The sequence below is a fragment of the Persephonella sp. genome, assembly GCF_027023985.1.
In the GTDB taxonomy this organism is placed as follows: domain Bacteria; phylum Aquificota; class Aquificia; order Aquificales; family Hydrogenothermaceae; genus Persephonella_A.
This window is the reverse complement of sequence record NZ_JALVTW010000011.1, coordinates 38,072-51,182: the sequence shown is the minus strand read 5'-3', so window position 1 is coordinate 51,182 and position 13,111 is coordinate 38,072. Positions and strand designations below refer to the sequence as shown.

Below are 13,111 nucleotides of genomic sequence, written 5' to 3'. Positions count from 1 at the left end.
TATGATAGATCCGATATTGCTGGAAGTTTTCAAAAATAGAACCTCAGCAATTGCAGAAGAAATGGGGGTTATTCTCCAGAGAACCTCTTACTCCCCAAATATAAAAGAAAGAAGGGATTTTTCCTGTGCAATTTTCAACAGCAAAGGAGAGCTAATAGCTCAGGCTGCACATATTCCTGTTCATCTGGGCTCAATGCCAATGTCTGTTTTGGAAACAATAAAATCTATTTCCTTTGAAGAAGGGGATATGGTTGTTCTAAACGACCCATACAAAGGAGGAACACACCTGCCTGACATAACACTAATTGCCCCTGTTTTTATAGACGGAAAGCTCCAGTTTTTTGTGGCAAACCGTGCCCACCATTCAGATATAGGTGGTGCTTCTCCTGGTTCAATGCCAATCTCTAACTCAATATTTCAGGAAGGATTTATCATTCCACCTGTAAAACTGGTTAAAAAAGGGCAGATTGATAAAGAGATTTTCAGTTTAATTAAAAATAATGTCAGAACTCCGGAGGAGAGAGAAGGAGATTTTAATGCTCAAATAATGGCAAATATAACAGGGATTAAAAGATTAAAAGAGCTTGTTCAGAAATACTCTCTAAAAACTGTAAATCTGTATATGAATGCTCTTCTTGACTACTCAGAAAAAATAATGAGAAACAAAATAAAAGAAATTCCCGACGGTGCTTATTCTTATGAAGACTACATGGAAGACGACGGACTTGGAAACACAGAGATAAAAATAGCAGTGGAAATCTCTATAAAAAATGATGAGGCTATAGTTGATTTTACAAAATCAGACCCACAAACAGAGGGCAGCATAAACGCAGTAAAAGCAATAACTATGTCTGCTGTTTATTATGTTTTCAGGTCTTTGTTGTCTTCTGATGTTCCAACAAATGCCGGTTGTTTCAAACCAATAAAAGTGATTACCAGAAAAGGCACAATTGTTGATTGCACTCATCCAGCAGCTGTATCTGCAGGAAATGTTGAAACCTCACAAAGAATTGTTGATGTGGTTTTAGGTGCTTTATCAAAAGCTATACCGGAAGAAATACCTGCAGCAAGTCAGGGAACAATGAACAACATAACCATTGGTGGAATAAATCCTGAAACAGATCAATCTTTTACATATTACGAAACCATCGGCGGCGGAATGGGTGCTTCTGTCAAAACAGACGGGGAAAGTGCTATCCAGTCCCACATGACAAACACCCTTAACACTCCTGTTGAGGCTCTGGAGTTTGAGTATCCATTTCAGGTTGTCAGATATTCCATAAGAAAAAACTCAGGTGGAAATGGCTTCCATAGAGGTGGAGACGGAATTATCAGAGAAATAAAACTCCTTGCAGATGCACAGGTAACAGTCATATCAGAAAGAAGAAAAATAGCTCCTTACGGTTTATTTGGAGGAGAAGCGGGAGAAACAGGTAAAAATATAGTCATAAAAAATGGTAAAGAAGAAATAAAACCATCAAAATTTTCAGAAAAATTGCAAGCAGGTGATATAATCAGAATTGAAACCCCCGGCGGCGGGGGATATGGAAATCCTACTTCTTAGCAGGTTTCACAATTTCTATTTTTTCTATAATAACAGGCTTAACAGGAACATTCATCATCCAGCCAATATTCACCACAGGAAGTTCAGCAATTTCATCAACAACATCCATTCCTTTTATGACCTTCCCAAAAACTGTATATCCCCATTTTTGTGGATTTTTTCCATAATCCAAATATGTATTATCAGCAAGATTTATAAAAAACTGGGTGTTTGCACTATGGGGGTCAGAAGTTCTTGCCATAGCTATAGTTCCTCTAACATTGGACAGACCATTGTTTGATTCATTTTTAATTGGAGGATGGGTGGGCTTTTTATAATTTAAATCCTTATCAAACCCTCCCCCCTGAATAACAAACCCTTTCACAACCCTATGGAAAATAGTTCCATTATAAAATCCTTCTTTAACATAGGTAAGAAAATTTTTAACTGTTAAAGGTGCTTTATCAGGATAAAGTTCCACATAAATATCACCCATATTTGTTTTAATAACAACAACCGGATTTTCCCTGGCATGGGAGAATCCTATAATTCCAATCACAAAAGCCAAAACCATAAATATTTTTTTCATCTTCCTCTCCATAATGGTATTTTTATATAAAATTTATATCAAAAATTGGGGGAGCGGATGAAATTTGAAAAATATATATACAAAAAAAGAATAAAAGACCTCCCGGAAGAGCTTATGCCAAGGGAGAAAGCTCTTAAATATGGCCTTTCTTCATTATCAGATGCAGAACTACTGGCACTTTCTCTTGGACAGGGAACAAAGGAACTTAATGTTCTTGGACTTGCGGACCTGCTCCTAAAAAAATTCAAAGGTTTATCCTCAATGAAAAATATAACCCTTGAACAGCTTACAGAAATAAAAGGTATAGGCAAAGTAAAAGCACTCCAAATCCTGTCAATATTTGAAATTCTAAAAAGAATAGAGCATCAAGAAGAAAACACTATATTTTCTACTCCGGAAGATGTATATTCCCACGTAAAATGGCTATCCAGAGAAAAGAAAGAACAAATGCTTGTTTTATACACAAACACAATGAACCAGCTACTGGGAGAAGAAACAGTCGCTTTAGGAACAATAAATGTAGTATCTGTCAGACCACGGGACATTTTCCAACCAGCCTTTAAATACAATGCTTATGGAATAATTCTTGTTCATAATCACCCTGAAGGTCCTCCGTATCCTTCACAAGAGGATATAGAATTTACAAAGCTTATACACCGCTTATCCCTTGAAATTGGATTTGAACTCTTAGACCACATAATTGTCGGGAAAAAAGATTTTTATTCATTTGCCCGTGAAGGAAAACTTGATAATATCTAAAAAATAATTTATTTTGTTAGTAAAAACTAACCGGAGGGCCAGAAGATGAAAAAATGGAAACCACCTGCCGAAGGATTACCAAATATATATGATAGACTGGTAGAAGGACTTGCTTATCCACACTTTTTTCAACTTATACATATTGCCGGATATGAAGATTATCTGAGAGAAGGAGCTTTGACATTATTCGTTCCTGTTGAAAATACAATTGATTATATATCACCGGAAACCCTTGCTATAGTAGAAAAAGCTCTCAAAGATGAAAAACTTGCAAAAGAAATTCTTGAAAATCATATAGTAGAGGAACCTATAACATTAAAAGAAATGCTTGATATAAAAGAATTAACAACTCTGAGCGGTATAAAAATTTCCGTTGACGTAGAATGCCATATTAGAGAAGATTATGAATTCTTAATTGATAACGCTTGCTATGTAAATGCAAAAATCCAAAATAACAAAATTGAAACAGCAAATATAGTCTGCTATAACGGTTTTATTCATACCATTAAAGGTATAATCATTTAAATAAATTATCTTCTCTTCCGTTCCAGAGATTGATTTTATGTCTCTGGAATTTCTCTACTATTGCACATTAAATTCCTAAAGAATTTCTAAAAAATTTCTACATAAAAAAATATTTTTGTATAATTAGTTATAAAACACAGAAAAATAATAATAAAAATATAAAATTTCTGATATTCAAATAAGAGGGAGGATTTATCATGCGAAAGCATTTGTTCCGGTATTCTCTGTCTGCAGGTATTTTAACTGCATCAATTTTTGTTTCCTCCTGCTTTGATAGTTCAAATGGAGGAAGAGTTAGCATTCCAAAAACAGAACCACCTACGCAAGAAGAAGAAAATACAATAACCCAGGCTACCATAAGTGGTTCTGTCGATAGTGGAGGGATTAATACTCAGGCTGTGGGGGATGCTAAACCAGCCTTAATTACCGCACTGTCTATTGACAAAAATGGAAAAGAAATTGGAAAATCGAATACTATTGAAAACAATGGCTATTTTGGAGTTAGCGTTCCTATCTCAAAAGATGGCGGGAAAATAGTAATATCCGTAAATAAAGATGGATTTACACAGGGAACTCAAACAATTGAATATAGTTCCCCAGACGATGTTAGAAATTTGAATATAGTTATTCCTATAAAACCTGTTGAAAAACAGCTCGTAAATTTAGGAAATATTAATTTGGCCTCGGTAAATAATAACTCCGTAAGAATCAGATTTTATAAAGATTCTAATGGAAAAATAAAATCACAGGTTGTTCGCGAAATATCTACCCAATCTCAAGAAAATACTGTGATGGAACTGGCCATTCCAGTTTCAAAACTACAGGCAAACAATTCCTCAGTTGTTGAAATCTCTTATAAAGGATTTACCCCATCAAACCCTGAAGATTACAAAAACTTTCCTGGAGAAGAGTATGCAGGAGGTGGAAAGCTTATTTCCTTTGGATTTGATTGGCTTGATATAAAAGACCCAACAACAGGAAACAATCCTTTAGCACAAGGAAATATTTCACCACAGCTGGCAAAAAAAGATTTAGGAGAATATTTCAGGATTTATAGGTCTGTTGATTGTGATCAGCTCAGAAAACTGAAAAAAAGTCTGGGAACACTTGATATTGACCCTCATAAAGAAGGTATCCAGTATGTATTCTATGCTTTTGACAGGGAATCAGGTAACTGGTTAAAAGCCGGAGAAGGTGTATTTGTAAATGGTTCAACAGCTTATTATGAAATAGGTGAAGATAATGACAAAATAGATACTGCCTGGGACTATATTATCAAAAATGGTTGTATAAATGATGACTCTTGTTCACAAAACTCCAGTAGTTCAGCCTGTGTAGATGTAGATAATGACGGAACTCCCGAAGATGTTAGTTGTTCCGGTAACAATATAATCACAGACGAAAATCAAATATGCGCTTCAGGTGGAAAAACTTATGTAGTAGTAAGCTCAACTAATCCATATCTTAGCTGGAAAAATTTAGACTATATAAAACCTGCCAGCAAAATTTTAGAATGTGAAATAACTGTTAAGGATGAAGACGGTAATCCTGTGGCAACAAATATTTATGTAGAACCTGATAATAATAACTGTATATCCGCATGGTATGGTGTTTCATCTGCAAAAGGAAAAGCAGATGCTAACGTTTTAAAATTCTGCGATCCTCCAAAAGGAACAGTAAATGTATTTAATCCATATACTCGTCAGTATATATCAAATACAAAAGAAATTACATTTGGGCCGGGATGTAAAATTACTTTAACACTAAAAAATCCTTATAAATGTATGGTAGAAGGAAAAGTTGTTTCTCAAGATACAGGTTCTGGTAGAAAAAATGTTGGTATCCAACTCAAAAACGACCAGTTAGAATTTTATGCCTATACAACAACAGACCAGAATGGAGAATTTATTCAAGCTGTTCCATGTAATGCAGATATTCAGTTATACGCCTATGATAAATCTCTACAATTTAACGTTAATGGTGTATTAGAAAGTAATGAAACACAGGATAATGGAAAGAACGTAATTCTTAAAGATATAAAAATAATAAATATCAAACCAAACGGTTACGGAGAAGTCCTATCAAAAATTATTAAAGCCGGTAGTGATATAAACACCAGAATATACGGATGGGACCCTGATGGAAATTATCCTATTAACTATACAATTACTCTTAAGCTTAACGGAACAACTGTTAAAACTGTAAACGGACAACTTTTCGGTTCTGAAGAAAATGTAAAAATATCAACAAATGATATATCTAATGACGGCATATATAAACTTTATTTATCACTGGAAGATTCCGAAGGTGGTAAAAGTCAAGAGATCTACATGGGAAGTGTTCAAATCTATGTGAACAATGCAGCACCCCAAATATTAAGCTTCTATACAAATCCAAAAACTGCAGTAAGTACCGCCATTGATATTAATGTAATTGGTTCTGCTTATGATTTAGAAGGAGAAAATCTTACATACACAATTTCTTATGACTGTGAAGGAAACGGTCAATATAATCAACTTGCAACAGGTTCAGGACAAGGAAACATAAAATTTGATAAGAAATTCAACATACCAAACAATGCAACAGAGTGTAAACTCAAACTTGAAGTTAACGATACAGCAGGAAACACATCAATTAGAAAGTATGTATTAAAAGTTAAAGATGAACCTCCTGTAGTTTATATCTCAGCTTATCCGGAACATCCAAATGAAAATGATTCCAGAGTTTATGTAGATACTTCCATATACGAACCGGATGGTCAAAGATATACCTGCGAATGGTATGTAAACGGAAACAAAATACAGGATAATGACCCTGTGTATGAATTTGAATTTGGAGACAAATGTGAAGGTATAATCATACACCTCGACCAGATGAATCCTAAACCTAAAACTGGCGACGAATTTAATGTAAAAATTGAAGTAACCGATGAAACAGGAAACAAAGTAGATAAAGAAATCACTATCGATTATGGAAAATCTGCAAATATAAACATAGGAATACAATAAGGAGGGAGTAATTATGAGAAATCAAATAAAAAAATTAGCTCTGGCTGCCATTATGGTAGCCCCTCTTTCATATATGGCTTGTGTTGGTTCAGATTCCAACACTTCCCAAAACTCCTCACAGCCAAAAACAGCATCTTTACACCTCGCTATAAAATTTAATGATTCTCAACCCAATTCACAGCATATATCAAATGAAATTAATTGTATTGAATATTCAATAGATAGTGGAAATCAATGGATTGATGGAACAATAACTAAAAATAATCCGGTTGTAAATCTTCCAAATCTCCACGTTGGGCAAAATTATATGTATTTAGGATTTTATTCTGGCAATCCAGAAGATGGAAGATGCAATGGAGCTTTATTATCATCAATGCGCTTAGAACTAAATCTTAAAGAAAATGATAATACTTTCAACATTCCGTTTATAGCTTATACAAAATGGAAATTAAAAACTCCTATTACATTCAACAAACTTAAAAAAGATGCAAAAGAAACAGTTGACTCTTTTATCATAAATTCAGACATGATCAATTACGATTCCAGATATGACGTTGCTCCTGCATCGGTAGATGAAACTAAGCCGGCTTATCCCCAAAGCTATCATATATTATGGGAAGGAAACAATTTATATATCGGCAATAACGAGTGTGCAAACCAGGAAAATAGAGATAAGTTCTGTTTCCTAAGATATGATCTTCAATATATACTCCAATTGATTGGACCCGGTGATTCAAATATAGCTCCAAATGCAATAGAATCTAATGAGTTTGAACTTGAACCATACACAGACAGTAGCGGAAATAAATGGAAAAGAATCGTTTTTATCTACGGCAAAAACCCAACCTATGAACCTTACCAAAATTTTGACAAAAAATTATATAACCTCCCTAACGATGAATTTTCATTAACACAAGGAGATGGCACAGATGTCGTTAATGAGCTTGATACAGTTTATAAAACAACAGCTCTTGATGGTGAAGAAATTAAAGGAACAATTATAGAAGTAGCTACAAATACATCTGATTATTTTGAAGATTACACCTGTGCATGGGATCCGGATTTCCAGAATACATTTCCTTGTCCACAAAGAATTCAGGAAGAAAGTATTAAAGTTGCCGTATCCAGCACTCTGAAAAATCAAGTTAGCGCCCAGTCTAAAGATGCAAATGATTGTTATATGGATACCAGAATAAATGAAACACGTTATTGGGTAGAACATTCCATGCAATATGCACAGTGTGAATCAAATGCACAAGGAATAAAAGCCCAGATAGTCACTTATTATTCAGACAGATGTGATTATAATCTTGATGGAGTAATAGATGAAAAAGATGACACAAATGAAGACGGACAGATAAATTGGAAAGATAGCCTTCCAATATTTGTAAAAATGCATTCAGAAGGAACATTAAATATCTGTCTGTATCCATTTGAAGCAAATGCAAATGAACTTTCTCAAGATGAAAAAAATATATTAAAACAATATGGTTCAAGGGCATTATATTAAAGGTATATTCAGGAACAGAGAGTTTTCTCTGTTCCTGTTTCTTTTTTTAAGTGGAATAATCCTAAGAATAATTACTTACCAATACCTAAATTCTCTAACATTTCACTGTTTTCCACCTAATAAAGATGAAGATTTTTACTATTTTATAGGCAAGTTCATAAAAGAAAACTTCTTCCTTTATTCAAATGAAGTTTTTTACTATTCTCCTTTTTATGCATATTTAACATCAATGCTTAGACCTGAATTACTCAGAATAATAAATATTCTCACAGGTTCTTCTACTCCTATTGCTATTTATTTATCTGCGAAATTTTTCTTTAAAAAACCGATACCTTTGATACTTTCTTTAATAGTTTTGTTTCTTGATATTTTTATCATATATGATGTCCACATCTTAAAAACATCACTGGGAATTTTTTTTATAACATGGGGATTTGTTTTTTATTTATATTTATACAGCCTAAAAAGTAAAAATCTGATATTTCCTGTTATCCTGGGAATTTTCTTTGCACTGGCATCATTAATCTATATAAACTTTTTACCTGTAGTTTTAGGTCTCATTATCTATTTATTTGTAAAAAATAAAAAATTTGCCATTATATCCTTAATTCCTGTTATTATAACCATTTCTTTAACAGCACTCCGAAATTACATAATTTCCAAAGATTTTGTTATGGTCAGTGCAATTGGAGGAATACATTTTTATATTGGTAATTCCAAATATGCTACAGGTGGCTATCAATCTATACCAGGCATAAGGGCATCAGCCTTTGGGCATTACTTTGATGGTAGAAATGTGGCAGAAAAGGAAATAGGAAAAAAACTAAAGCCATCTCAGGTAAATAAATTTTGGATGAAAAAAGCATTAAATGATATTATTTCTTATCCAAAAAGGTGGTTATTACTGGAAATCAAAAAACTATTTCTTACATTCCACAACTATGATATACCCAATAACATAAACAAAAACTATCTAAAATCTAAAGTTCCCCTTTTAAAACTCTCTACAACCTTTGGGATTATAACCTTTCTAGGATTATCAGGCTTTATTTTCTCTATAAGAAAAAAAGACTTTTTACCTGTCCATATATTTTTCGTAGCCTATCTTTTAACAGTGCTTTTGTTTTTTGTAACAGATAGATACAGACTTCCCTTATTCCTACCTCTTATTCTTTATACAGGTATTCTATTTGAAACAATTTCCCAAAAAAATTTAAAAGCAAAAATTTTATCTATATTTGCAATGATGTTTTTTGCTTTATGGGTCTTCTGGCCTATCAATTATTCCCAAAATTATTCACAAATCATATTAGAAGAAAAATATTCATCAAAATTATGTGAAATTAGGAAAAAAGAAAAAAATACTCAAAATCCTAAAAAGCTAAGTTATTTATATCTACAGGAAGCTTACTTATATCTGAATTTAAAAGGTTATGAACAGGCTTTGTTTTTAACAGATAAAGCAATAAAGCTAAATCCCCATAATATACAGGCAAAGCAAATCAATAGATTTTGCTACAAAATAATATTTAATCTTTTTTAAGGGCTGCCATTAAAACTGCCTCACAGACTATTTTGTCATCTACTTTTGCGACAGCTTTTATTTTACCCATACTTTTTTTAATGTTTATCCCTTCTATCTCAAAAATAATCTGGTCTCCAGGAACAACAGGCTTTCTAAACTTGGCATTTTCAATACCGGCAAATAATACCGTAAAATCCCCTTCTATTCCTTCTGCCTGTGCCTTTTTTATCATCAGATAAGCGCCCGCCTGCGCCATAGCTTCTATGATTAAAACTCCTGGCATTACAGGAAAATGGGGAAAATGTCCATTAAAAAATTCTTCATTTATGGTAACATTTTTAAGGGCTTTTACCTTAAGATTTTCAATATCTAACTCCAAAATTCTATCTATCAATAAGAATGGATATCTATGGGGAAGAACTTTTTTTATCTCCTGAACATCGGCAAAAGACATCTCAAACCCTCCTTATAATGTTATTTTTAGATAAACATCTAAAATAACAAACACCATATAAAGTATACTGATATATCCGTTAATTGTAAAAAATGCCACATTTATTTTGGATAAGTCATTTTCCTTGATTAAGGAATGCTCATAAATCAAAGCCCCGGTCAATATCAAGAGACCGATATAATATATAAGTCCCAATCCTGCAAAATATCCTGTAAGCAATAAAAATATAAACGTCAAAATATGAAAAATTCTCGCAAATAAAATTGCCTTTTTAACACCAAATCTGGCAGGTATAGAATGAATTCCCATTTTTCTATCAAATTCTATATCTTGCAAAGCATAAAAAATATCAAATCCTGCCACCCAGAATGCCATACCAAGTCCTAAAAATACAGTTGATATCTCAACTCTACCTTCCAGAGCTATAGAAACAGCAATTGGAATAATAAAATAAACAGCTCCCAGTATCAGATGAACAAAATTTGTCCATCGTTTACCAAGGGGATAGATAATCAAAAGGGCTATAGCAACAGGAGATAGATAAAAGGCTAGTTTATTAAGTTGATAGGCAGCAAAAACAAGAACTCCAGAAGAAACAATTGCAAGTGCAAGAATTTCTCCGGCTTTTACTGCACCTGAAGCAGAAGCCCAATCTTTTGTCCTTGGATTTAGCTTATCAAACGGTAAATCAAAAAATCTGTTAAATGCCATTCCTGCTGTTCTTCCGGCAACAGCAGCAACTATAATCCAAAAAATTTTATCCCATGAAGGCAGCCCTTTTTCTACGATAAAAACAGCAGCAAGAACAAAAGGAATTGCAAATATAGTATGTTCAAACTTTATTAGGTCTGCATAAAGTTTTATCTTTTTAATCAATAAATTCAATCCTCCCAATAAGTTCTGTAAGGGAATTAACAACTAAATCTATTTTCATATCTTCAGGTATGTCCTCAACGGTATACTTACCGGTAGTTACAAAAATAGTTTTCAGCCCAAGTTTTTGATAACCTCCAAGGTCTACAAATATATCATCACTAATAATAGCCAGATTTTCCGGTTCAATACCAATTTTCTCAAAAATAACTTTGTTATACTCTTCTCCACCTTTCCCAAAATGTTTAAAATCTTCATTACACTGACAGGCAGTAGCAAACATTTTTGCAACCGTTCCTACCCCGGGGAACAAAAGACCATCATCATCTTTTGAGATAATATTTTTATTTAATGCATAAAGTTTTGCCTTTTTCTTTTTTAAAGCTGTTGTGGCTATTTTTATTTTTTGAAAATTAAGGTTTTTATCTAATCCAACCAGAACAGCATCTACCTGATAGTCATTAAGCACATCAAAACTTTTCTCTATAAAAAACTTTTTTACAGCATCCGAACCTAAAATAAATAAGCTTTTCATATTCTCTTTTTTCAAAACTTCAGGAGCAACAACCAGCGGAGAAACAATATTGGAACTATCTATTTCAAAACCATGTTTTTGCATTCTTTTTGCAATTTCTTCAGGTGGATATCTGGAATTACTTGTTGCAATTACAAATGGGATATTTTCTTTTTTCAAATAACTGATAAACTCAATAGCCCCATTGATAGGAGAAAAATTTTCATCTTTTGTAAGAACACCATCTAAATCTATTAAAAACCCTTTTATCCTCATAAAAGTATTATAATTGCTTTCACTGCAATTTCACAATACAAGCTTAATTTAAGTTCAAAATAACATAAAAGGAGGATTAATAAATGAAAAGAGTTTTGTCTCCTGCTTTGCTTCTGCTACTTTTATTTCAACTTTCATTTGCAACATCTTTAATGCAACAGCTCGAGCAGGAAAGAATTCAACTGGTGGAAAGGGTTTCACCAGGGGTAGCCACAATTTTCACAATAAAAGAAGTAAAAATTGCTAATCCTTTTGCCGGTAGTCCTTTTGGGGATTTCTTTGGTATTCCAAATGTGCCTGAATTTAAACAAAGACAGGAAGGTCTCGGTTCAGGATTTATTGTAAAAGTAGACAAAGAAAAGAAAAAAGTTTATCTCCTTACAAACAACCATGTTGTTGAAAATGCTCAAAATATAAAAGTTCAATTCAAAAACGGCGTAGTTCTTGACGCAAAAATTGTTGGAACAGATAAGCTTAGTGATGTTGCATTAATTGCTGTTCCGTTTAAAGAAGGAATAGAAAAATTTGCAGAAGAACATGTTCTAAAGCTGGGAGATTCAGATAAACTTAAACCAGGTATGACAGTTATTGCAATTGGTAGCCCACTTGGACTTAAAGGAACTGTAACGATGGGAATAGTTTCTGCACTAAACAGAGAAATGCCTGGACACCCAGGAGAAGGATTTATTCAGACAGATGCAGCAATAAATCCTGGAAACTCAGGAGGACCTCTTATAAACCTAAACGGAGAAGTTATCGGAATAAACACAGCTATTATAATGGGTGCACAGGGACTTGGTTTTGCAGTTCCAATTAATCAGGCAAAATGGGTTATGGAGCAAGTTCTAAAATTCGGAAAAGTAAAAAGAAGTAAAATTGGTGTTGTTATACAACCATTAACCCCTGAACTGGCAAAACATTTCGGTGTTAAAAAAGGTATTCTCGTAGCCCAAGTTATGAAAGGAGGACCAGCTGACAAAGCTGGAATAAAACCAGGAGATGTTATAGTAGCTGTTAATGATAAACCTGTTAGCAAAATAATAGAACTCCAAAAATACATAATGAGAAACCCCCCAGGAACAAAACTTAGAATAACAGTAATCAGAAACGGTAAAAAACTTGACTTTACTGTAAAAACAGCTCCATGGGAAGAAGAAACAGAAGTATCTGAAGGCACACTGCAAGAAATGGAAGCCAAATATGGACTTATCGTAAGAGACATAACTCCAGAGCTTGTAGAAAAATACAGAATTCCAAAAGTTCCTTACGGTGTTCTGGTTTTAGGGGTAAAATACGGCTCAGTAGCTGATGAAGCAGGAATAAGAACAGGTGATGTAATTCTCACAGTAAACAGAAAACCGGTTAAAACTGCCAGAGATTTCTGGAAAGAAATTAAGAAAGCCGAGAAAAAAGGAGAAGACAGTGTGTTATTATTTGTCAGAAGAGGAGATACAACTATTTACACAGTAATGCCTATACTTAGAAGTAAAAAATAAAACTCTGGCCTCCCGTAACGGGAGGCTTTATAATATTCA

Annotated in this window: 11 protein-coding genes; 7 read left to right on the top strand and 4 right to left on the bottom strand. The window is 33.4% G+C overall.

Annotation, left to right across the window (positions count from 1 at the left end; all coding sequences use genetic code 11):
• The first annotated feature begins 1 nt into the window (after position 1).
• On the top strand, positions 2 to 1,564 hold the full coding sequence (locus tag MVE07_RS02885; RefSeq protein WP_297453727.1) for a hydantoinase B/oxoprolinase family protein: 1,563 nt from the start codon (positions 2 to 4) through the stop codon (positions 1,562 to 1,564).
• Here the strand turns inward: MVE07_RS02885 and MVE07_RS02880 are convergent.
• Positions 1,554 to 2,117 (bottom strand): peptidylprolyl isomerase, encoded by a 564-nt coding sequence (locus tag MVE07_RS02880; RefSeq protein WP_345781538.1) that lies wholly within the window; start codon positions 2,115 to 2,117, stop codon positions 1,554 to 1,556. The genes MVE07_RS02885 and MVE07_RS02880 overlap by 11 nt on opposite strands.
• Positions 2,118 to 2,189: 72 nt before the next feature.
• On the opposite strand from MVE07_RS02880, the gene radC reads away from it, so the two are divergent.
• From radC to MVE07_RS02855, 5 genes are all read left to right on the top strand, one after another.
• Entirely contained in the window at positions 2,190 to 2,891 is a 702-nt protein-coding gene (gene radC, locus MVE07_RS02875; RefSeq protein ID WP_297453721.1) for a DNA repair protein RadC, read from the top strand.
• A gap of 45 nt (positions 2,892 to 2,936) precedes the next feature.
• Positions 2,937 to 3,416, top strand: coding sequence for a fasciclin domain-containing protein (locus tag MVE07_RS02870; protein ID WP_297453719.1), 480 nt, complete (start codon positions 2,937 to 2,939; stop codon positions 3,414 to 3,416).
• Positions 3,417 to 3,613: 197 nt separating this feature from the next.
• Entirely contained in the window at positions 3,614 to 6,424 is a 2,811-nt protein-coding gene (locus tag MVE07_RS02865; RefSeq protein WP_297453717.1) for a hypothetical protein, read from the top strand.
• A gap of 13 nt (positions 6,425 to 6,437) precedes the next feature.
• Entirely contained in the window at positions 6,438 to 7,934 is a 1,497-nt protein-coding gene (locus tag MVE07_RS02860) for a hypothetical protein (RefSeq protein WP_297453715.1), read from the top strand.
• A gap of 229 nt (positions 7,935 to 8,163) precedes the next feature.
• The gene (locus MVE07_RS02855) at positions 8,164 to 9,477 is read left to right on the top strand and encodes a hypothetical protein (RefSeq protein ID WP_297453713.1); all 1,314 of its coding nucleotides are present in this window, start codon (positions 8,164 to 8,166) and stop codon (positions 9,475 to 9,477) included.
• Here MVE07_RS02855 and fabZ read toward each other — a convergent pair.
• From fabZ to MVE07_RS02840, 3 genes are read right to left on the bottom strand one after another with little or no spacing between them, the layout of a single operon-like run.
• Positions 9,464 to 9,913, bottom strand: coding sequence for a 3-hydroxyacyl-ACP dehydratase FabZ (fabZ, locus tag MVE07_RS02850; RefSeq protein WP_297453711.1), 450 nt, complete (start codon positions 9,911 to 9,913; stop codon positions 9,464 to 9,466). The two genes, MVE07_RS02855 and fabZ, sit on opposite strands and share 14 nt — an antisense overlap.
• Before the next feature lie 12 nt (positions 9,914 to 9,925).
• Positions 9,926 to 10,789: a UbiA-like polyprenyltransferase gene (locus tag MVE07_RS02845; protein WP_297453708.1), complete on the bottom strand. Its 864-nt coding sequence runs from the start codon at positions 10,787 to 10,789 to the stop codon at positions 9,926 to 9,928.
• Entirely contained in the window at positions 10,782 to 11,576 is a 795-nt protein-coding gene (locus MVE07_RS02840) for an HAD hydrolase-like protein (RefSeq protein ID WP_297453705.1), read from the bottom strand. Before MVE07_RS02840 ends, MVE07_RS02845 begins: the two co-directional genes overlap by 8 nt.
• A gap of 83 nt (positions 11,577 to 11,659) precedes the next feature.
• On the opposite strand from MVE07_RS02840, the gene MVE07_RS02835 reads away from it, so the two are divergent.
• Positions 11,660 to 13,072 carry a Do family serine endopeptidase gene (locus tag MVE07_RS02835; protein WP_297453702.1) on the top strand — a complete coding sequence of 471 codons (1,413 nt, stop codon included), beginning with the start codon at positions 11,660 to 11,662 and terminating at the stop codon, positions 13,070 to 13,072.
• The last annotated feature ends 39 nt before the right edge of the window (positions 13,073 to 13,111 follow it).

Excerpts from the sequence above, each read along its gene's own strand:
- MVE07_RS02860 (WP_297453715.1), top strand. The coding sequence starts at position 6,438 with ATGAGAAATCAAATAAAAAAATTAGCTCTGGCTGCCATTATGGTAGCC.
- MVE07_RS02870 (WP_297453719.1), top strand. The coding sequence starts at position 2,937 with ATGAAAAAATGGAAACCACCTGCCGAAGGATTACCAAATATATATGAT.
- MVE07_RS02835 (WP_297453702.1), top strand. The coding sequence starts at position 11,660 with ATGAAAAGAGTTTTGTCTCCTGCTTTGCTTCTGCTACTTTTATTTCAA.
- radC (WP_297453721.1), top strand. The coding sequence starts at position 2,190 with ATGAAATTTGAAAAATATATATACAAAAAAAGAATAAAAGACCTCCCG.
- MVE07_RS02855 (WP_297453713.1), top strand. The coding sequence starts at position 8,164 with ATGCTTAGACCTGAATTACTCAGAATAATAAATATTCTCACAGGTTCT.
- MVE07_RS02880 (WP_345781538.1), bottom strand. The coding sequence starts at position 2,117 with ATGGTTTTGGCTTTTGTGATTGGAATTATAGGATTCTCCCATGCCAGG.
- fabZ (WP_297453711.1), bottom strand. The coding sequence starts at position 9,913 with ATGTCTTTTGCCGATGTTCAGGAGATAAAAAAAGTTCTTCCCCATAGA.
- MVE07_RS02840 (WP_297453705.1), bottom strand. The coding sequence starts at position 11,576 with ATGAGGATAAAAGGGTTTTTAATAGATTTAGATGGTGTTCTTACAAAA.
- MVE07_RS02865 (WP_297453717.1), top strand. The coding sequence starts at position 3,614 with ATGCGAAAGCATTTGTTCCGGTATTCTCTGTCTGCAGGTATTTTAACT.
- MVE07_RS02885 (WP_297453727.1), top strand. The coding sequence starts at position 2 with ATGATAGATCCGATATTGCTGGAAGTTTTCAAAAATAGAACCTCAGCA.